Genomic DNA, 17,766 nt, shown 5'->3' with positions numbered 1-17,766 from the left:
CCGGCCAGGCGGTTAGTTGACGGCGTCCTTGAGCGCCTTGCCGGCCTTGAAGGCAGGTTGCTTGGCGGCGGCGATTTCGATGGTGGCGCCGGTCTGCGGATTGCGGCCGGTGCGAGAGGCGCGCTCACGCACCACAAAAGTGCCAAAACCGACCAAAGAGACCTGATCGCCAGTCTTGAGGGACTCAGTTACCGCCTCGATGAAAGCATCCAGCGCACGGCCGGCAGAGGCCTTAGACAGATCTGCATCCTCGGAAATTTTGTCGATCAGTTGAGATTTGTTCACCTTTTATTCCCCTTGTTATTAGCCTTAGCCGACGGGCCTCATCCCAGGCCGCAGCGAGTCCCCGCTTTATAACAATCCTCCAGATCGGTTGCAAGCAGCCGGCCGGAGGATCCCTGCCCCATCTCACGCTTTTACGATACGTTAAAGCTAATGCTCTGAAATGGGATAAAAAGCAGGCGCCAACAGAGGTTGACGCCTGACCGAACTTACTGGGTTACCACCTCGAAGCCCGCCACCGGCTCTTGCAACGCCAGTGCCAACACCTCGTCAATCCAGCGCACCGCGTGGATATCCAGATCCTGTTTGACGTTGTCCGGGATCTCCTCGAGGTCCTTGGCGTTTTCATAGGGGATCACCACCCGCTTGATGCCACCCCGGTGGGCCGCCAGCAGCTTCTCCTTGAGCCCGCCGATGGGCAACACCTCACCCCGCAGGGTGATCTCGCCGGTCATGGCCACATCGGCCCGCACCGGATTGCCGGTGAGGCTGGAGACCAGGGCGGTGCACATGGCGATACCGGCACTGGGGCCATCCTTGGGCGTGGCGCCCTCGGGCACATGCACATGGATATCCCGCTTCTCGTAGAAGTCGCCATTGATGCGCAGTTGCTCGGCCCGTGCCCGCACCACCGTCATGGCAGCCTGGATGGACTCCTGCATCACATCCCCCAGGGAGCCGGTGAAGGTCAGCTTGCCCTTGCCCGGCACATTGGTGGCCTCGATGGTCAGCAGCTCGCCGCCCACCTCGGTCCAGGCCAAACCGCAGACCTGCCCCACCTGGTTGTGATCCTCGGCACGACCGTAGTCGAAGCGCTGCACCCCCAGGAACTCCTTGAGGTTGTCCTGATTGATGGTGACGTGCTTGAGCGCCTTGTCCAGCAGCAACGACTTTACCGCCTTGCGGCACAGCTTGGAGATCTCCCGCTCCAGGCTGCGCACCCCCGCCTCCCGGGTGTAGTAGCGGATGATGCCGACAATGGCGGAGTCCTCAATGGTGATCTCCTTCTCCTTCAGGCCATTGCGCTCGATCTGCTTCTGCACCAGGTGGCGCTTGGCGATGTTGAGCTTCTCATCCTCGGTGTAACCGGACAACCGGATCACCTCCATCCGATCCAGCAAGGGACCGGGAATGTTCATGGAGTTGGAGGTGGCGACGAACATCACATCGGAGAGGTCGTAATCCACCTCCAGGTAGTGATCGTTGAAGCTGTTGTTCTGCTCCGGATCCAAGACCTCCAGCAGCGCCGAGGCCGGATCACCCCGCATGTCGGAGGACATCTTGTCGATCTCATCCAGCAGGAACAGGGGGTTCTTCACCTCCACCTTGGCCATCTTCTGGATCAGCTTGCCCGGCATGGAGCCGATGTAGGTCCGGCGGTGACCGCGGATCTCGGCCTCATCCCGCACGCCCCCCAGGGCCATGCGCACGTATTTGCGGCCGGTGGCCTTGGCGATGGATTGCCCCAGGGAGGTCTTACCCACCCCGGGCGGGCCCACCAGACAGAGGATGGGGCCCTTGATGCGGTTGGTGCGGCTCTGCACCGCCAGGTACTCCAGGATGCGTTCCTTGACCTTCTCCAGGCCATAGTGGTCGGCATTGAGCACCTTGTCGGCCAACACCAGATCGCGCTTGACCTTGGACTTAGCCTTCCAGGGCACGCTCAGCATCCAGTCGATGTAGCCGCGCACTACGGTCGCCTCGGCGGACATGGGGGACATCATCTTGAGCTTGGACAGCTCGGATTCCACCTTCTCCTTGGCCTCGGCGGGGAAGCCCGCCTCATCGATCTTCTTCTGCAGCGCCTCGAACTCGTCGCTGCCATTTTCATCCATCTCACCGAGCTCTTTCTGGATGGCCTTCATCTGCTCATTGAGGTAATACTCGCGCTGGCTCTTCTCCATCTGCTTCTTCACGCGGGAGCGGATGCGCTTCTCCACCTGCAGCAGATCCATCTCGGATTCCATCATGGCCATCAGGAACATGAGGCGCTCGGCCACTTCCGGCTGCTCCAGCACCTTCTGCTTGTCGGAGAGCTTGAGGGGCATGTGGGCCGCCATGGTGTCCGCCAGGCGGGCCGGATCATCGATGGCGGAGATGGAGGTCAGCACCTCGGCGGGGATCTTCTTGTTGAGCTTGATGTAGCCATCAAACTGGGCCAGGGCCGAGCGCACCAGCACATCCGCCTCGGCCTCGGCCACCTCGACGGAAGACAGGTAGGTGGCCTCACCGACAAAGAACTCGGCCTCATCGGTCAGCTTGTCCAGGCTGGCCCGCTGGGCGCCCTCCACCAGCACCTTGACGGTGCCATCGGGCAGCTTCAGCAGCTGCAGGATATTGGCGATGGTGCCCACCTGGTAGATATCGTCCAGGGCGGGATCATCGTTACCCGCCTCCTTCTGCGCCACCAACAGCACCTTCTTGCCATCGGCCATGGCCGCTTCCAGGCAGCGGATAGACTTCTCCCGCCCGACAAACAAGGGGATCACCATGTGGGGATAGACCACCACATCCCGCAGGGGCAGAACAGGAATTACAACGCGTTCGGAACGCTCAAGATTCATAGGCTTTTCTCTTGTTGCTAATGCCTTTGTGCAAAGCAGATGGGTCAGTATATGGGGCCGCTTCTTGCAGATTCAATTGTCAGGGGGGCAAAAAAAACAAAAGGGGCCGATAGCCCCTTTCGATTGATTAAAAGCTGCGCAGTCAGTCGCCGGAGGCCGCCTGCCGCTCATGATTTTCATAGATCAGCAGCGGCGCGGTTTCACCCTGGATGACGGTGTCATCGATCACCACCTTGCTGACATTCTCCTGGGACGGCAGATCGTACATGGTGTCCAACAGCACACCTTCCACGATGGACCGCAGGCCACGGGCCCCGGTCTTGCGTTCCATGGCCTTCTTGGCAATGGCGCGCAACGCCTCTTCCCGGAATTCCAGCTCCACCCCTTCGAGCTTGAACAGCGCCTGATATTGCTTGGTCAGGGCATTCTTGGGCTCGTTGAGGATCTGGATCAGGGCAGCCTCATCCAGCTCGGTCAGGGTGGCCACCACCGGCAGACGGCCGATGAATTCGGGGATCAGACCGTATTTGATCAGATCTTCCGGCTCCACCTTGGCAAAGGACTCGGACAGGGTCACCGCCTTGGTCTTGCTCTTCACCTCGGCCTTGAAGCCGATCCCGGTGCCGGTGGCAGAGCGCTGCTCGATCACCTTGTCCAGGCCGGCGAAGGCACCGCCGCAGATAAACAGTATCTTGGAGGTGTCCACCTGCAGAAACTCCTGCTGGGGATGCTTGCGGCCACCCTGAGGCGGCACGGAGGCGATGGTGCCTTCGATCAGCTTCAGCAGGGCCTGCTGTACCCCTTCACCGGAGACGTCCCGGGTGATGGAGGGGTTGTCAGACTTGCGGGAGATCTTGTCGATTTCGTCGATGTAGACGATGCCCCGCTGAGCCTTCTCGGTATCGTAGTCGCACTTTTGCAGCAGCTTCTGGATGATGTTTTCCACGTCCTCACCCACGTAACCGGCTTCGGTCAGGGTGGTGGCATCGGCCATGGTGAAAGGCACATCCAGCAGGCGGGCCAGGGTCTCGGCCAGCAAGGTCTTGCCACTGCCCGTGGGGCCGATCAACAGTATGTTGGACTTACCCAACTCCACCCCTTCGCTGGCGTGGCCACTGCGCAGCCGCTTGTAGTGGTTGTATACCGCCACGGCCAGCACCTTCTTCGCATGCTCCTGACCGATGACATAGTCATCCAGATGGGCGCGAATGGCATGGGGGGTCGGCAATTCGGACTCATCACGCCGGGGGCTGATCTCACGGATCTCCTCGCGGATGATGTCATTGCACAGGTCTACACATTCATCACAGATGTAGACGGACGGGCCGGCGATCAGCTTGCGAACCTCATGCTGGCTCTTGCCGCAAAACGAGCAGTAGAGCAGCTTGCTGTGGTCACCATCCCCTTTGCGCTTGTCTGTCATTCAATAACCTCGATTACATCTCTATCTCGTGTGGCAACGCCACCTGTCAAGCAGTCTATCTCAGGCTGACGCGGGTGTCAGTCCCGTTTTTCCAGCACGGCATCCACCAGGCCATAGGCCACGGCCTGCTCCGCCGACATGAAGTTGTCCCGATCCGTATCCCGCTCAATGGTTTCCAGCGGCTGACCTGTGTGGAACGCCAGTCGGTCGTTCAGGGTCTGCTTGATCTTCAGAATTTCCATGGCGTGGATCTGGATGTCGGATGCCTGGCCCTGAAAGCCCCCCAGGGGTTGGTGGATCATCACCCGGGAGTGAGGCAGGCAGAAGCGTTTGTCCTTGGCGCCGCCCGCCAGCAGGAAGGCGCCCATGGAGCAGGCCTGCCCCATGCAGACTGTGCTGACATCCGGCTTGATGAACTGCATGGTGTCATAGATGGACATGCCCGCGGTGACGGAGCCGCCGGGGGAGTTGATGTACAGATAGATGTCCTTGTCCGGACTCTCGGACTCCAGAAACAGCAGTTGGGCCACCACCAGGTTGGCCATCTGATCTTCCACCTGGCCGGTGAGGAAGATCACCCGTTCCTTCAACAGACGGGAATAGATGTCATAGGAACGCTCACCCTTGGCAGTCTGTTCCACCACCATGGGGATCAAGGCATTGCTGGGCGCCAGCAGAGGATCATTAAAATAATTGTTCATATTGTGCTGTTCCTGAAAATAAAAAGGCCCGCGTGAGCATCACACGGGCCATTATAGCCATCAGCTTTACCAATCCGTCAAATAGGATCAGGCAGCAACGGCGTTTTTGTTGATGACTTCGTCAAAAGACATCGGCTTTTCAGTCACTTGAGCCTTGGACATGATGAACTCAACCGCCTGTTCTTCCACGGCCAGGTTGCGGATATTGTTCAGCAATTGCTCGTTCTTGAAGTAATAATCCACCACTTCCTGCGGATCTTCGTAGGCGGTAGCCATGGACTCGATGATGCTCTTCACACGCTCATCATCGGCCTTGATCTGGTTGGTGCGAATGACTTCGCCCAGCAGCAGACCGATGCGCACGCGACGCTCGGCTTCGTCCTGGAACAGCTCGTTCGGCAGTTGCGGCACGTTCTTGCCTTCGGCACCACCGAAGCGTTGCATGGCTTGTTGACGCAGACCGTCGATTTCCTGCGCCACGGCGGCCTGGGGAATATCCAGGGCGTTGTGTTCAACCAGACCGTTCAGTACCTGTTCCTTGACGCGGTTCTTCAGCGCCTGGCCCAGTTCACGTTCCATGTTCTTGCGCACTTCGGCCTTCAGGCTGTCCACGGCGCCGTCTTCGATGCCGAAACGCTTGACGAACTCTTCGGTCAGCTCGGGCAGCTCTTGCTTCTCTACCTTGTTCAGGGTGATGGCGAACTTGGCAGCCTTACCCTTCAGGTGCTCGGCGTGGTATTCCTCGGGGAAGGTCACCTCGATGTCGAAGGACTCACCGGCCTTCTTGCCCACGATGCCATCTTCGAAACCGGGGATCATCCGGCCAGCACCCATCACCAAGTTGAAGTTCTCGGCCTTGCCGCCTTCGAACTCTTCACCGTCGATGGAGCCAACGAAGTTCATGTTGACCCGCAGGCCTTCGGCAGCGGCGTCATCGGCTTCCACCCAGCTGGCGTGCTGCTTGCGCAGGGTTTCCAGCATCTTGTCCAGATCGGCGTCCACCACGGCGGCCACCGGCTTTTCAACCTGGATGGCTTCGAGGTTCTGCACCTCGATCTCCGGGTACACTTCGAAGGTGGCGGTGAAGACGAAATCGGCACCGGCCTCGAAGGTCTTGACGTCCATGGAAGGCGCGCCAACCGGGCTCAGCTTCTGGGCGATCACGGCTTCGATGTAGTTGCGCTGCATCAGATCGTTGGCCACATCGGCGGCAACAGACTGACCGTACATCTGCTTGATCATGGCCACCGGGGCCTTGCCGGGACGGAAACCGTCGATGCGGCGAGTCTTGGCCAGCTTGTTCAGGCGGCTGTTAATTTCCTTGTCCATCACTTCAGCCGGAACTGTGATAGTAAGACGGCGCTCCAGACCTTGGGTCGTCTCTACAGAAACTTGCATTGCTTTACCTCGTTCAACTCAGCACTCTCATGTGCTGGCCCTGATTCTCAGTTCGGCCGGGAGTCCCCGGGCCATGCGCTTAATTAGACAGGGAATCATTTCATTCCCTGTGCATAAAATGACGCGGCATTATAGCCACTCTCTTTGGGTGAGTCGAGCCATAGGCCAGAGCCGAGACCGGCCAAACCCCGTCTCAATTGGCAAAGTTGCTCAGATATCCGGCACTCGGTGCCGTTTTGCGATCCTGGGCACAATTACCCCGGCCAGTCACCGCACCTGGCCGACTGCCCAGGGACAGCCCGCTTTGCTACAGTGCGCACTTTCAGCCTGAGCATCCAGAAGGAGAGTGATCATGGCCCCCACCCCGCCCCTTGGCCTCATCGAGGGTTTTTTCGGTAAAGGCTGGCATTGGTCGGATCGATTGGCCTATCCGGCCTGGCTCAAGGCCCAGGGGTATGACTTCTACCTCTATGCCCCCAAGGAGGATGCCTGTCTGCGGCGGCACTGGCAGCGGGACTGGGATCCGGCAATCCTGACGCAGCTGCAGGCCCTGCGGCAGGCCTGCCGGGACGCCAGCATCGCCTTTGGCATCGGCCTGACCCCCATGGCGGCCCATCACGACTACGGCGCCAGCCGACCACGCCTGCTGGCCCGGGTGCGCCAAATCGAGGCCGCCCTGGCGCCGGACATCTTCGCCCTGCTGTTTGACGACATGCCCAGCGACACCCCGCAGCTGGCCCAGCTGCAGATCGCCATGGCCCATGACGTGGCCGCCGTCAGCCAGGCGAGTCGCTTTATCCTCTGTCCCAGCTTTTACAGCACGGATCCCATTCTTGAGAAGGTGTTCGGCGCCATGCCGACGAACTACTGGACCGACCTAGGACAGGGGCTGGACAGCCGCTTCAATCTGTTCTGGACCGGCCCCAAGGTCTGCTCCACCGACTACCCGCTGGACCATCTGAGCTGGGTGGCCGAACAGCTGGGCCGCCGGCCGTTCTTATGGGACAACTACCCGGTGAACGACGGCAAGAAGGCCAGCGATTACCTCTATCTGGCGCCTTTTCGTGGTCGGGGCCAGGCCCAGGCGCCCTATCTGGCCGGGCACGCCGTCAACCCCATGAAGCAGCCCACCCTCTCCCGCCTGCCCCTGGCCACCCTGCCCCAGGCCTATGCCGATGCCGACTATTGTGCGGCAGAGGCGTTTTTGCCGGCGGCCAAACGCTGTGTGGTGACGGAACTGGCCGAGCGGCTGGCACAGGATCTGCCGCTGCTGGCCGAGGTGGGTTTGCCAAATCTGACGCCGCCTCAGCGGCAAACATTGCAGAGCCATTACCGGCCCTGGCTTGACTGTGCCGATGACGCCAGCCGAGGCTGCGCCCGCGAGCTGCTCAGCTGGCTGGATGGCGGCTACTGTTTCGACCCCGCCTGTCTGACGGGTTAAGCCGGTGCCCGGCAGCCAATGCCGGCCTGTTTGAGCGCCGCGGCACAACTGCGGGTGAAGGACAAGGCGTGGGGGCCATCCCCGTGCAGGCAGACGGTCTGGGCCTCCAGGGCCACCCAATGGCCATCCGGGGTGCGCACCCCTTGCTCACGCACCAGGCTCAGCAGCTGGGCCACCGCCGCCGCCTCGCTGTCCAGCAAGGCCCCCGGCGTGCCCCTAGGCAGCAGCTGGCCATCCGCCCCGTAGCCGCGATCCACAAACACCTCGCTCACCCCCGTCAGGCCCAGGGCCCTGGCCTCGTGCAGCAGGGCGCCGCCGGCCAGGGCGTAGAGCTTCAGCCGTGGATCCAGATCCTGCACCGCCTGGGCGATGGCCCGGGCCAGCCCGGGATCCCGCGCCGCCATGTTGTAGAGGGCGCCATGGGGTTTGACGTGCTGCAGCCGGGCCCCTGCCGCCTGCACAAAAGCCTGCAGCGCCCCCACCTGATAGAGCACCAGGTCGTAGGCCTCCTGTGGGCTGATGGCCATATTACGCCGGCCAAAGCCCTGCCGGTCCGGCAGCCCGGGATGGGCACCGATGGCCAGCCCATGGGCCAGGGCCGCGGCCACCGTCTGGCGCATCAGCGCCGGATCCCCGGCGTGAAAACCACAGGCGATATTCACCGAGCTCAGATAGGGCATCAGGGCCTCATCCTCCCCCAGCCGATAGGGGCCAAAGCCCTCCCCGAGATCGCAATTGAGATCCACCGTCAACATGCTGTTTCCGCTTCCTTTGCCAATAGAAGTTCGATGCGTGCCAGATAGCCTTGCTGCCGCAACCAGGCCTGGTGAGCCTGACTGCGGGTCACCGGCACCAGGCGTAGCCCCTGCCCCGGCGCCAACTGGCCCAACCGCCACAGATCGGCACGGATCACCATCCCCAGCCGCGGATAGCCGCCACAGGTCTGGGCCTCGCAACCCAGGACGATGGGCTGGCCATCCGGCGGCACCTGGATCACGCCGGGCAGCAGGCCGTGGGAACTGAGCTCCTCGCCCCCCTGGCGCACCAGGGGCTCCCCCTGCAGGCGCAGGCCCATGCGGTTGCTCTGGGGTGACACCTGCCAGCGCTGATGGGTCAGTTGATGGCGCGCCCGCTGAAACCAGGCCCACTCAGGTCCAGGCAAGAAGCGCACACTCTCCGGCGCCAGGGGCAGGCGGATCCCCAGGGGCTGCCATAACCCGGGCGCCGCCTCCAGGGTCAGCTCGCTGCCCGCAGACAAGGCGCCGCCCCCCAGGCCAGCCGTCAGATCGGCGGCACAGGCCCCCAGGATCTGGGGTTGCTGCAGGCCGCCGTCCACGGCCAGATAGCTGCACAAGCCCACCCTGGGCCGTCCCAGCAGCAGTTGCTGGCCGGCGCGAAAGGGGGTGCGCCAGCCCGGCCACACCGCCACCTCGTCCAACCTGGCGTGGCAATCGGCGCCGGTGAGGGCCAGCCAGCCATCGCAGGCAAACCGCAGCCGGATCCCGCCCAGCAGACACTCCAGCGCCGGCGCCTGGGGGGCATTGCCCACCAGGCGGTTGGCCAGCCCCAGGGCCAGGCCGTCCAGGGCACCGGCCCGCCCAATCCCCAGATGGCGCAGTCCCGGCCGGCCGCCATCCTGCACGCTGCAGAAGGGAGTGCCTTGTTCCAGCACCAGGGTCCTCATGGGGTCACCGCCAAGAAGCGGACCCGGTCACCCGGTTGCCACAGGCTGGGGGGCGACCGGTCGGCATCAAACAACACCAGATCGGTATGCCCTATGATCTGCCAGCCCCCCGGACTGACCTGGGGATAGACGCCGGTCTGTGCCCCCCCAATGGCCACGGCCCCGGCCGGGATCCGCAGCCGGGGCGTGGCGCGGCGCGGGGTGGCCAGGGCGTCCGGCAGGCCGGCCAAATAGGCAAAGCCCGGCATGAAGCCCAAAAAGTAGACCTGATATTCGGCCTGGCTGTGCAGGCGGATCACCTCGGCAGGCTCAAGGCGGCAGTGGGTCGCCACCGCCGCCAGATCCGGCCCCCACTCGCCGCCATAACGCACCGGTATCTCCAGCAGGCGGCCGGACACCGCCTGGGGTTGCAGCCCGGCCCACTGCTCTTGCAGCGCCGAGGCCAGGGCCGCGAACTGCCAGCATTCGGGCTCATACTCCAGCAGCATGTTATTCATCCCCGGCACCGCCTCAAGAATGCCAGGCTGGCCACGCCACTGGGCGGCCAGTTGCCAGATCCCTTGCTGAACCGCCAGGCTCACCGGCGCCCCACATTCGAGGCACAGGGCCGTCTCGCCCAGAGGCTGGATATGGATAGGCACAGGGCCCGCCTTCATGCTGCGTGGGTGCATGGTGTTTGCCTCGCTAGCTCGCGTGATGCAACCCAGGTTGCCAGCTTGTCCCATGCAATGCCAGTGGCGACGCCACTAGGCAAAGGTCCCACAAAGGCATTATACTGTATATAAAAACAGCTATGATTACCGCCATGCCCAACGTGCCTCACTCCGCAGAGATGCCCCGCCGCCAGCCCCTGCCGCTGTTTAGCGAGGCGGTGGCCTGCGGCTTTCCCAGCCCGGCGGAGGATCACCTCGAAGGCCGGCTGGATCTCAACGAGCTGTGTATCCCCCACCCGGCGGCCACTTTTTTCCTGCGGGCCCAGGGGCAGAGCATGGCGGGGGTCGGTATCCATAGCGGCGATCTCTTGATCGTGGATCGCAGCCTGACGGCCCGGCAGGGGGACGTGGTGGTCGCCTGTCTGGATGGCGCCTTCACCGTCAAGACGCTGCAGCTACACCCCCGCCCGGCCCTGCTGGCCGCCCATCCGGACTACCCGCCCCTGTATCCTGGGGATCTGCAGACCCTGGAGATCTTCGGCGTGGTGCGCTTCGTGGTGCACGCCCTGGGGCGAGAACGATGAGCCGCTGGGCCCTGGTGGATGTGAACAACTTCTATGCGTCCTGCGAGCGCTTGTTCCGGCCTGATCTGCGGGGCCGCCCCCTGGTGGTGCTGTCCAACAACGATGGCTGTGTGGTCTCCCGCAGCCCCGAGGCCAAGGCCCTGGGGGTCAAGATGGCAGAGCCCTTCTATCGCATCCAGGCGGCCTTTGCCGCCCAGGGGGGCGTCTGGTTCAGCTCCAACTACGCCCTGTATGGCGACCTCTCCGCCCGGGTGATGAGCCTGCTGGAGCAGGCGGCGCCCCAGGTGCAGATCTACTCCATCGACGAGGCCTTCTTGCAACTGGAAGGCCCCTGGCTCACGGATGCCATGGCACATGCCCAACGGCTGCGCCAACAGATCCTGCAATGGACCGGACTGGCGGTGGGCATAGGGCTGGGTCCCAGCCCCACCCTGGCCAAGTTGGCCAACTATGCCGCCAAACGCTGGCCCGCCACCGGCGGCGTGGTGGATCTGCAGGATGCCGCGCGGCGGGCCAGGCTGATGGCGCTGACGCCGGTGGAGGCAGTGTGGGGCATAGGCCTGCGCCTGGGGCAGGCCCTGCAGCGTGAAGGGATCCACACCGCCGCCCAGCTGGCGGCCACCCCCGCCAAGGGGCTGAGAGCCCGCTACGGTGTCACCCTGGAGCGGCTGGTGACCGAGCTCAATGGCCAGAGCGCCGGCTGTCTGACCGCACCGCCGCCCCTGCGTCAGCAGGTACTGTGCAGCCGCACCTTCGGCGAACGCATCACGCAACGGACCCTGCTGCGGGAGGCGCTGGCCAATCACCTGGTGCGCGCCGCCGAACGGTTGCGCCAGGCGGACCTGTGCTGCCGCCATCTGGGGATCTTCATCCGCACCTCGGCCCATGATCCCAGACAGCCCTTCTATGGCGATCAGGCCGGCATCACGCTGCCGGCTCCCCTGGATGACAGCCTGGCCCTGCTGGCCTGGCTGGATGGCCTGCTGGATCGCATCTGGCGACCCGGGCCGGCCTACTACAAGGCCGGCGTGGTGCTGAGCGATCTCAGCCCGCGGCAGTTTTTGCAGGGGGATCTGTTCGACGGGCAGGATCCGAAGCGGATGCGGCTGATGCAGGTGATGGACAGCATCAACCGGCGCCATCCCCATGGCCTCACCCTGGCGGCCCAGGGATTGGGCGACGCCCCCTGGCAGATGCGCCAGGCCCAGCGCAGTCCCTGCTACACCACCGCCTGGTCGGCACTACCCTTGGCCTACTGCTAGGCGTCCGGAGCCTGACGCAACACCAGGCGGCCCTGCTCATCCAGCCGCAGGCTGGCCATGAAGCGCTCCAGCGGCCCGGGGCGGCCAAACAGGTAACCCTGATAGGTGTGGCAGCCCTGCTCCGCCAGGAAGCGGCGCTGACTCTCATGCTCCACCCCCTCGGCGATGACCGACAGCCCCAGGCTGTCGGCCAGGGCTATGATGGTGCGGGCGATGGCGGCATCGTTGGGATCATTGAGCAGATCCCGCACGAAGGATTGATCGATCTTGAGCTGCTCCAGGGGCAGCAGCTTGAGGTAGCTCAAGGAGGAGTAGCCGGTGCCAAAGTCATCCAGGGAGAAGCCGATGCCGAAGGCCTTCAGAGCCGTCATCTTGCGGATCATGTCATCCATGTCGTGCAGCAACAGGCTCTCGGTCAGCTCCAGCTTGAGGCGCTGGGGATTGGCCCCGCTGTGGCGTACCTGGGCTATGATGCGCTCGACAAAATCCTCCTGGCGCACCTGGCGGGCGCTGACGTTCACCGCCAGGCTGAGATCGGCAAAGCCCGGCTGGCTGGACCAGGCCACCAGTTGCCGGCACACCTGGGCCAGCAGCTGCTCCGCCAGGGGTATGATGAGCCCCGTCTCCTCGGCCACCGGAATAAAGTCCGCCGGCGAGATCATGCCCCGCTCAGGATGCTGCCAACGCACCAGCACCTCGGCCCCCAGCACCCAGCCGGCATCGTTGATCTGCAACTGATAAAACGGCTGGAACTGACGCAGCTGCAAGCCCTGGCGCAGGGCACTCTCCAGGATCACCCGCTGCTTGATGGCCACCTGCATGGTCTCGTCGTAGAAGCGGAAGGTGTTGCGCCCCGCCGCCTTGGCCTGATAGAGCGCCAGATCGGCATGGCGCTGCAGGGTTTCGGCACTGTGCTCCTCCCCCAAAAACAGCGCCAACCCCATGCTGACGGTGCTGTAATGCTCCTGGCCGGCCAGCCGATAGGGCCGCCCCAACTCCCCCAGCAACTTCTCCGCCACCCGGCGGCAGTGATGGGCCGCCGACACCCGCTGGGCATCCAACCCCACCAGCAACACCACAAACTCATCGCCCCCCAGCCGCGCCACCGTGTCCACCTTCCGCACCCCCTGCTGCAGGCGAGCGGCCACCTGCTGCAACAGCTGGTCCCCCATGTCGTGGCCCAGGGTGTCGTTGATGATCTTGAAATGATCGAGATCGAAGAACAGCAAGGCACCATATTGCCCGGTGCGCTGACTCTCCTTGAGCCCCTGCCCCAACCGCTCCCGCAACAGGCGGCGATTGGGCAGGCCGGTGAGCGGATCGTAAAAGGCCAGATTGGCGATCTGCTCCTCTCGCTCCTTGCGCTCCGTGATGTCCCGCGCCAGCCAGACGATACAGTTGCGGTGGCCCTGGTAGCGTCCCAGCACATGGGTGCGCCCCTCGAACCAACGCAGCTGGCCCCCTAGGGTGACGATCTGGTACTCATGGCACTGGGGTCCCTGCTGCAGGGTCCGTTGCAGCACTGCCAGCAGGGAGACCGCCTGCTCCGGCGCGAACACCTCGCTGATCCGCTTGCCCAGCAGATCGGCGCGGGAGCGTACCAGATGGGCCTCCTCGTGGGTCAGCATCTCCAGATAGCGCCCTTCGTCATTGAACACAAACAGCAGATCCGGAATGGCATGGACCACCGCCTTGAGGTGACGCTGGCTGCGGGCCAGGGCCAGCTCGGTGCGCCGGCGACGACGCGCATCCAGCAACAGGCTGCCCAGCAGCGCCGTGGCCAGGGCGAACACCAGCAGAAACTCCAGACCGAACAGGCTGTGGATCAGCTCGGCGGCCTCATTGGGCAAGTAGGTGAAGCAGTAGATGACCAGCAGGTGCAGCAGCAAGCCAAACAGCACCAGGTTACGAAAGCGCAAGGAGAGCCACTTGTGCCGAGCCAAGAATCGATACAGCAGCCCGGCCAGCGCGCTCAGCAGTATGACCGACACCCCCACAGGCGCCCCCGCGCCTCCCAGCCAGAGCCGAAACCCGGCGGCCATGGCACCGGCGACCCCCGCCACCAATGGGCCGCCAAACAAACCCGCCATGCTGAGGATCACGGAGCGGGCATCGAAGATGACACCGCTGCCCGCCAGTGTGATGGGGGTGGACATGCCGACGATGCACAGGCTGCCAAACAGCAGACCGGTGAGCAGGCGTCGGCCGCGACGCCCCAGCCAAGGGAGCTGGCCGCGCAACAAGATGCCATACAGCAGACACAGGGACAACAGCAGTGCCACGCCCTTGATCAGATCCAACAACATCGCCGCTCCCAGCTCCCTCGATTACCCAACACGCCCCCGTTGATAGATGTTTAGCACTATATCTAACGTCCAGACAGTGAGACATGGGGCCAGCCAGTCCCAACAGCAGATCCTCCCAAAGAGATAGACCACAGCGTTCACACACATAGTCCGTATAAAAAAGGAGGGGCACTGGCCCTAATGCCGATCAGTTAAGGATCCATTGACCGATCCTCAGGCTGTGTAAAAATCCGAAACTCCTTGTTGGGTTTCGGATTTTTTATGCGCATCGACCAAGCTCTCGACTTCATTCACGCCTGTCCTCCCGGAAAATTTGAGTCCCTGTCTGACCTGCTGTCACCTGAACTGGTGCAGGCCTGCCTGGCCAAGACAGGCTCGGTCTCCCTGCGTCGACGGCGCATGCCCATGGAGCGGGTGCTGTGGGCCATTATCGGTATGTCCTTGTTTCGTCACGTCCCCATGACCCAATTGGCCAACCAGCTCGATATCCTGTTACCCGGCGACCGGCCATTCGTCGTTCCCAGTGCCTTCATCCAGGCGCGCCAAAAACTGGCTGACCGAGCCGTTCAACAGGTGTTCCAGCAGACCGCTACGCTCTGGCATCAGCAGTGTCAGCACCCCACCTGGGCCGGCTTGCAGCTGCTGGCCGTCGATGGGGTGGTCTGGCGCACCCCCGATACCCAGGACAATGCCGGTGCCTTTGCCAAGTCGAAAACCGGCCAGGGCGAGACGCAGTATCCCCAGGTACGCAGCCAGGTGCTGACGTCGCTAACCGACCCGATGCGCTTCCCGGCCAGCGAGTTGATGGAGCTATACCAGAATCGCTGGGAAATCGAGCTGGGCTATCGGGAGATGAAACAGAGCCTGCAACAGCACAGGCTGACGCTGCGCAGCAAGAAACCCGATGGAGTAAGGCAGGAGCTATGGGGCTTGGTGTTGGCCTATAACCTGCTGAGATATCAGATGGTTAGAATGGCGGCGAGCTTAAAAGGCTATACGGCCAGCCAGTTGAGCTTTCACATGGCATCGGTGTATCTGCTGCATGAGCTCAGTTGCCTGCCGTTCGTGTCACCGGGCATGGTTCCGGGGCGTGTCGCCGACATGGACAAACAGGCGGAGCAGTTCAAGTTACCTGCCCGCCGAGAACGAAGTTATCCCAGGTGTGTCAAAGCCAAGCCACATAAGTATGCGACGAGAAAACCTAGTAAAAACAATGCCAGTCAGGCTTAACTGACTGGCATTAGGCCCTGGCCCCCCTGTCTGCAGAACGCGCCGCCAGTCTGGCTGACACCCTCAGCGAGACCCGCGAGAACTCACGGCGCGCGCTGGCTCTTGAGCAGATCGCGGATTTCCGCCAGCAGTTCCTGATCCTTGGTAGGCGCCGGCGGGGCGCTGGGCGCGGCCTCTTCTTTGCGCTTCAGGCTGTTGATGGCCTTTAGCCCCATGAAGATGGCAAAGGCAATAATCAAAAAGTCGAGCACCGTCTGGATAAACTTGCCGTAGGCGATCACCACAGCCGGGGTATCTCCTTGGGCCGCCTGCAGGGTAATGGCCAGATCGCTAAAATCCACGCCCCCCAGCATGAGGCCAATGGGCGGCATTATGATGTCGCCGACGAAGGACGAGACTATCTTGCCGAAGGCCGCCCCTATGATGATCCCCACCGCCATGTCGATGACATTGCCGCGGGCGGCAAACGCCTTGAACTCCTGGATCAGACTCATTATTTGGTTCCCTCCCATCACGGGTTTTGCTAACGATTCGAGCAGTCTCACATGAAGTCAGCGCCTTGCCTAGCGCAATAACCAGATTACGCGTTGGCGTGCGACCACAGGCCTGCGCTGAAACGACAGATCCAACGTAATGAATATCCCGTTTTTAGCTAACCCGCGTTAGGAGGGATGAGGTGAGCCACAAATATTACTGACAATATAAAACTGACAATCGAAATACATTTATACCGTCAGCAATAAAAAAGCGGCCCATGCACAGGCCGCACAAACACAACAGAAAAGGATAAACTCAATGGCAATATAACACCCAGTCATCTAGCCATTATAAATTAATGGGTTTAATCTCCACCTTGCAGGCATTGCAGGGCAGGTTTTTGCCGATCAAGAACTTATAACCACCCGCACCGATACAAGCACCAAAAATAGGCGCCAGGATAGGCACAATAAAATAAGGAATATCACGAGCCCCTGTCAGAGCGACTGAATCCCAGCCGGCAAAGAAGGTGAAAAGTTTAGGACCAAAATCCCGTGCCGGGTTCATGGCAAACCCGGTCAGCGGTCCGGTAGCGGCGCCAATAACAGCCACCAGCACGCCAATGAGCAGCGGGGCCAGCGAACCACGGGGCACACCGTTACCGTCGTCGGTCAAGGCCATGATCAGACACATGAACATGGAGGTGATCACGATTTCTACCAGTGCAGCCTGCATGGTGGACAAGGACGCATAGGGATAGGTACTGAAGATACTGGCCAGATAGAGGCTTTCCGGCGAGCCGCGCACCATCTGATGCGCCGTCTCGTATTCACCGAACAGGTTGAAATACAGGAGGTAGCACACCATGGCGCCACAGAAGGCACCGGCCACCTGAGATAAGATGTACGGGACAACTTTTTTGCCGCTAAAACAGGCAAATAGCCACAGGGCTATGGTCACTGCCGGGTTCAGGTGTGCCCCGGAAACACCTGCGGTCAGGTAGACAGCCAGGGCAATGCCCAGCCCCCACACGATACAGATTTCCCAGAGGCCGAAGCTGGCTCCCGCCAACTTGACCGCACATAGACAACTGGCCCCGAAGAAGAGAAACAGGCCTGTGCCCATGAACTCGGCGATGCATTGCGCTCTAAGTGAGTCATTCATATGGTGATCCTTTGAAGTAGCAAATTGACAGTCCAAAGTTTCCGCCAGTGGAACAGCAAGCAGTCCTCAAAGCGGTCATATTGTCCAAATCACTATATCCAGCGCAGTACCTAAAAAATTGCCCACCCTGTATTCGCCGCCGGTAAAAAATCGCACTTTCATAGCAATTTCTTGCCAATCCAGGTCCTGATAGCAGCATTATCACTCAGATAAACAGGCGTTTGCGCCCGACAGAAGAATGCGAGTTTCTTGCCATTTCGTCTTGTCAGGAGTGTTATTTATGTCGCATTTTTGCCCAGACAACAGCATTGCCACTCCTAAAAAACCAAAAACAGCCTGCCTGATGAAAAATAGTTTTCCGGCAAGAAACCGAAACACGGACAAATTAGCGCAACATCTGATCGCCATCACGTTTCCAAAACAAAGCTCCACCGAACCATGCTCCGGAAATTCGTATGAAAGCGCTTGCAGGTGAAGCCCAACTTTTCAACCACTTAGCATAATGCCAGCGCAATTTTTTAATATCGGATAGTCAATTTTTCACTTTCCAAAAGACAAGGACAGCCATTCTTTGCTGGGCCTAATTCGTATAGTCAG

General features: G+C 61.5%; 15 protein-coding genes. 4 read left to right on the top strand and 11 right to left on the bottom strand.

The window, feature by feature from the left end:
- Positions 1 to 12 precede the first annotated feature (12 nt).
- From ABHF91_RS08120 to tig, 5 genes are all read right to left on the bottom strand, one after another.
- On the bottom strand, positions 13 to 285 hold the full coding sequence (locus ABHF91_RS08120) for an HU family DNA-binding protein (protein WP_409422953.1): 273 nt from the start codon (positions 283 to 285) through the stop codon (positions 13 to 15).
- Between the two features lie 206 nt (positions 286 to 491).
- On the bottom strand, positions 492 to 2,846 hold the full coding sequence (gene lon, locus ABHF91_RS08115; RefSeq protein WP_409422952.1) for an endopeptidase La: 2,355 nt from the start codon (positions 2,844 to 2,846) through the stop codon (positions 492 to 494).
- 142 nt (positions 2,847 to 2,988) lie between these two features.
- On the bottom strand, positions 2,989 to 4,269 hold the full coding sequence (gene clpX, locus ABHF91_RS08110) for an ATP-dependent protease ATP-binding subunit ClpX (protein ID WP_409422951.1): 1,281 nt from the start codon (positions 4,267 to 4,269) through the stop codon (positions 2,989 to 2,991).
- A 77-nt stretch (positions 4,270 to 4,346) separates the two neighbouring features.
- Entirely contained in the window at positions 4,347 to 4,970 is a 624-nt protein-coding gene (gene clpP, locus ABHF91_RS08105) for an ATP-dependent Clp endopeptidase proteolytic subunit ClpP (RefSeq protein ID WP_409422950.1), read from the bottom strand.
- Between the two features lie 87 nt (positions 4,971 to 5,057).
- On the bottom strand, positions 5,058 to 6,368 hold the full coding sequence (tig, locus tag ABHF91_RS08100) for a trigger factor (RefSeq protein WP_409422949.1): 1,311 nt from the start codon (positions 6,366 to 6,368) through the stop codon (positions 5,058 to 5,060).
- A 352-nt stretch (positions 6,369 to 6,720) separates the two neighbouring features.
- Between tig and ABHF91_RS08095 the strand changes: the two genes are divergently transcribed.
- Positions 6,721 to 7,809 carry a beta-N-acetylglucosaminidase domain-containing protein gene (locus ABHF91_RS08095; RefSeq protein ID WP_409422948.1) on the top strand — a complete coding sequence of 363 codons (1,089 nt, stop codon included), beginning with the start codon at positions 6,721 to 6,723 and terminating at the stop codon, positions 7,807 to 7,809.
- On the opposite strand, the gene ABHF91_RS08090 is transcribed toward ABHF91_RS08095, so the two are convergent.
- From ABHF91_RS08090 to pxpB, 3 genes are read right to left on the bottom strand one after another with little or no spacing between them, the layout of a single operon-like run.
- Entirely contained in the window at positions 7,806 to 8,564 is a 759-nt protein-coding gene (locus ABHF91_RS08090; protein WP_409422947.1) for a 5-oxoprolinase subunit PxpA, read from the bottom strand. The two genes, ABHF91_RS08095 and ABHF91_RS08090, sit on opposite strands and share 4 nt — an antisense overlap.
- A complete protein-coding gene (locus tag ABHF91_RS08085; protein WP_409422946.1) occupies positions 8,558 to 9,493 on the bottom strand; it encodes a biotin-dependent carboxyltransferase family protein in 936 nt (311 codons plus the stop codon). The genes ABHF91_RS08090 and ABHF91_RS08085 overlap by 7 nt, the downstream gene beginning before the upstream one ends.
- On the bottom strand, positions 9,490 to 10,164 hold the full coding sequence (pxpB, locus tag ABHF91_RS08080; RefSeq protein WP_409422945.1) for a 5-oxoprolinase subunit PxpB: 675 nt from the start codon (positions 10,162 to 10,164) through the stop codon (positions 9,490 to 9,492). The genes ABHF91_RS08085 and pxpB overlap by 4 nt, the downstream gene beginning before the upstream one ends.
- A 134-nt stretch (positions 10,165 to 10,298) precedes the next feature.
- On the opposite strand from pxpB, the gene umuD reads away from it, so the two are divergent.
- Positions 10,299 to 10,730 (top strand): translesion error-prone DNA polymerase V autoproteolytic subunit, encoded by a 432-nt coding sequence (umuD, locus tag ABHF91_RS08075; RefSeq protein ID WP_409422944.1) that lies wholly within the window; start codon positions 10,299 to 10,301, stop codon positions 10,728 to 10,730.
- Positions 10,727 to 11,992: a Y-family DNA polymerase gene (locus ABHF91_RS08070; protein WP_409422943.1), complete on the top strand. Its 1,266-nt coding sequence runs from the start codon at positions 10,727 to 10,729 to the stop codon at positions 11,990 to 11,992. The genes umuD and ABHF91_RS08070 overlap by 4 nt, the downstream gene beginning before the upstream one ends.
- On the opposite strand, the gene ABHF91_RS08065 is transcribed toward ABHF91_RS08070, so the two are convergent.
- Positions 11,989 to 14,298, bottom strand: coding sequence for a putative bifunctional diguanylate cyclase/phosphodiesterase (locus tag ABHF91_RS08065; protein ID WP_409422942.1), 2,310 nt, complete (start codon positions 14,296 to 14,298; stop codon positions 11,989 to 11,991). The genes ABHF91_RS08070 and ABHF91_RS08065 overlap by 4 nt on opposite strands.
- Before the next feature lie 261 nt (positions 14,299 to 14,559).
- Between ABHF91_RS08065 and ABHF91_RS08060 the strand changes: the two genes are divergently transcribed.
- Positions 14,560 to 15,528 carry a transposase domain-containing protein gene (locus ABHF91_RS08060; RefSeq protein ID WP_409422941.1) on the top strand — a complete coding sequence of 323 codons (969 nt, stop codon included), beginning with the start codon at positions 14,560 to 14,562 and terminating at the stop codon, positions 15,526 to 15,528.
- A gap of 83 nt (positions 15,529 to 15,611) precedes the next feature.
- Here ABHF91_RS08060 and mscL read toward each other — a convergent pair whose 3' ends face one another.
- Positions 15,612 to 16,022, bottom strand: a complete 411-nt coding sequence (gene mscL, locus ABHF91_RS08055) for a large-conductance mechanosensitive channel protein MscL (protein ID WP_409422940.1) — start codon at positions 16,020 to 16,022, stop codon at positions 15,612 to 15,614.
- A 331-nt stretch (positions 16,023 to 16,353) separates the two neighbouring features.
- Positions 16,354 to 17,169 carry an MIP/aquaporin family protein gene (locus tag ABHF91_RS08050; RefSeq protein ID WP_409422939.1) on the bottom strand — a complete coding sequence of 272 codons (816 nt, stop codon included), beginning with the start codon at positions 17,167 to 17,169 and terminating at the stop codon, positions 16,354 to 16,356.
- Positions 17,170 to 17,766 lie beyond the last annotated feature (597 nt).

Origin of the sequence: Pseudaeromonas aegiceratis, assembly GCF_046254905.1 — a bacterium.
In the GTDB taxonomy this organism is placed as follows: Bacteria; Pseudomonadota; Gammaproteobacteria; order Enterobacterales; family Aeromonadaceae; genus Pseudaeromonas; species Pseudaeromonas aegiceratis.
This window is presented reverse-complemented; position numbering and strand designations above follow the sequence as displayed.

Coding starts and splice junctions, on each gene's coding strand:
- ABHF91_RS08085 (WP_409422946.1), bottom strand. CDS start 9,493: ATGAGGACCCTGGTGCTGGAACAAGGCACTCCCTTCTGCAGCGTGCAG.
- clpP (WP_409422950.1), bottom strand. CDS start 4,970: ATGAACAATTATTTTAATGATCCTCTGCTGGCGCCCAGCAATGCCTTG.
- ABHF91_RS08060 (WP_409422941.1), top strand. CDS start 14,560: ATGCGCATCGACCAAGCTCTCGACTTCATTCACGCCTGTCCTCCCGGA.
- tig (WP_409422949.1), bottom strand. CDS start 6,368: ATGCAAGTTTCTGTAGAGACGACCCAAGGTCTGGAGCGCCGTCTTACT.
- clpX (WP_409422951.1), bottom strand. CDS start 4,269: ATGACAGACAAGCGCAAAGGGGATGGTGACCACAGCAAGCTGCTCTAC.
- ABHF91_RS08070 (WP_409422943.1), top strand. CDS start 10,727: ATGAGCCGCTGGGCCCTGGTGGATGTGAACAACTTCTATGCGTCCTGC.
- ABHF91_RS08095 (WP_409422948.1), top strand. CDS start 6,721: ATGGCCCCCACCCCGCCCCTTGGCCTCATCGAGGGTTTTTTCGGTAAA.
- mscL (WP_409422940.1), bottom strand. CDS start 16,022: ATGAGTCTGATCCAGGAGTTCAAGGCGTTTGCCGCCCGCGGCAATGTC.
- lon (WP_409422952.1), bottom strand. CDS start 2,846: ATGAATCTTGAGCGTTCCGAACGCGTTGTAATTCCTGTTCTGCCCCTG.
- ABHF91_RS08050 (WP_409422939.1), bottom strand. CDS start 17,169: ATGAATGACTCACTTAGAGCGCAATGCATCGCCGAGTTCATGGGCACA.
- ABHF91_RS08065 (WP_409422942.1), bottom strand. CDS start 14,298: ATGTTGTTGGATCTGATCAAGGGCGTGGCACTGCTGTTGTCCCTGTGT.
- ABHF91_RS08090 (WP_409422947.1), bottom strand. CDS start 8,564: ATGTTGACGGTGGATCTCAATTGCGATCTCGGGGAGGGCTTTGGCCCC.
- pxpB (WP_409422945.1), bottom strand. CDS start 10,164: ATGCACCCACGCAGCATGAAGGCGGGCCCTGTGCCTATCCATATCCAG.
- umuD (WP_409422944.1), top strand. CDS start 10,299: ATGCCCAACGTGCCTCACTCCGCAGAGATGCCCCGCCGCCAGCCCCTG.